Annotated in this window: 2 protein-coding genes; both read left to right on the top strand. The window is 76.2% G+C overall.

Features of this window, described 5'->3' with window-relative positions:
• The coding region (locus E1291_RS41310) for a DUF1266 domain-containing protein (RefSeq protein WP_131743458.1) at positions 1-882 on the top strand (882 nt) is incomplete at its 5' end.
• Between the two features lie 58 nt (positions 883-940).
• Entirely contained in the window at positions 941-1,594 is a 654-nt protein-coding gene (locus E1291_RS41305) for a maleylpyruvate isomerase N-terminal domain-containing protein (RefSeq protein WP_131743457.1), read from the top strand.
• Positions 1,595-1,630: the final 36 nt, after the last annotated feature.

Here is a 1,630-nt window from a genome sequence, read left to right as displayed (position 1 = left end):
CGCGCCGACGCCGCGGGCGTCCACGCGGCGCGGCTCATCCTGCGGGACGCGGGCCCGCGCGCCGCGCTGCCGCCGCTGCGCGAGCTGCTGGCGCAGATGCCGCCGGAAGGGGACGGCCACCGGCGGGTCTCCCTGCTGCTGGCCGAGGCCGAACGGAGACCGGACCGCGATCACGACGTCCTCGTCACCGACCCCTCCGGCGCGCCGTGGGGGCGTCTCGCGGCGGCGCTCGCGGTCGGCGCGCACCTGGCCGTCGGGAACGGCGTGGCCTGGAACACCCTCACCGACGCGGGCGGCCGCGACGACCGGGTGCTCCTCGAACGCGACTGGGGCGTCACCGACGCCGCGGGCTGGCGCGAGCAGGTGGACGCGCTGCTGGACGCGGAGAACAGCGACGCGGCGATCCAGATGGTGCTCGACCGGCGCGGGCGCGGCACCGGCGAGCGGGCGTGGCGGGAGGCGATCGCCGCCTGGTGCGGCGAGCGCGACATCGCCGCGGCGACCGTCCGCGAGGTCGTGGACCTGTCGGGCCTGATCCTGCGGTACGAGGCGCGGTTCCGGGCGGACGGCCTGCTGCCGCCGGACGGGCGGGTCGAGAGCGTGTTCGGCTACGACTTCGGCCGGGCGGTGAACATGGCGCGGTGGGGGCTGGGCGCCGGGTACTGCGACGCCGAGGAGGCCGAGAAGCGCGTCCTCACCGCGGGCCACCGCGCGCACCAGGTGTACACGTCGTGGCGGTCGTTCTCCGCGGGCTACGTCCTCGGCCGCATGCTCCGCTTCGACGGCGGCGAGTTCGGCGAGTGGTACGAGCGTTCGCTCATCGGTCACCGGATCCTCGCGGAGGACCCGGCCAGCCCTTGGCGGCGCATGGCCTGGGGCTGAGCGGAGGTAGCGCTAAATACGGTTGTCCGCCGTTTCGAACCGGCACTACGGTGCGGCCGTGGATCTCTTCTCACGCTCCTGGACGGCCTTGCTCGCGGCGGTCGCCGAGACCCCGGACGAGGACTTCGAACGGCCGTCGGGCTGTGCGGGCTGGCTCGTGCGGGACCTGGTGTGCCACCTGGTCATCGACGCGCAGGACGTCCTGATCACCCTGGTCACGCCCGCCGAGTCCGCGCCGACCGTGAACGCGGACACCTACTGGAAGCCCGTCGCGCCGCCGACGGGCGACGACCCGCTGGACGCGCTGATCCCGCGGCTGGCCGCCGCGTACGGCGAGCCGCGGCTGCTGAAGTTCCATCTCGACGACGTCGGGTCCGCGGCGGGCCGCGCCGCCGCGCTCGCCGATCCGGCCGCCCGCGTCGCCACCCAGGGCGAGGTCCTGACCGCCGGCGACTACCTGTCCGCGTACGTGCTCGAATGGACCCTGCACCACCTCGACCTGGTCGCGCGTCTCCCGTCGGCCGCCGGGCCGCCCGCCGAGCCCCTGGCGGCGGCGCGCGCGTCGCTGGAGCGGATCGCCGGGGACGTCTTCCCCGCCTCGTTCTCCGACCGGGACGCGCTGCTGATCGGCACCGGCCGCCGCGCGCCGGACGCGGCGGAGCGGGCCGCGCTCGGGGACCTCGCCGCGAGGCTCCCGATCAGCCTCGGCTGAGCGCGCCCGGCGCGGCCGTCTCGGAGACGGCGCGGG

It is taken from the genome of Actinomadura roseirufa (assembly GCF_900659635.1).
Lineage (GTDB): Bacteria > Actinomycetota > Actinomycetes > Streptosporangiales > Streptosporangiaceae > Spirillospora > Spirillospora roseirufa.
Note: the sequence above shows the minus strand (reverse complement) of the source record. Positions and strands in the feature narration are given on the sequence as shown.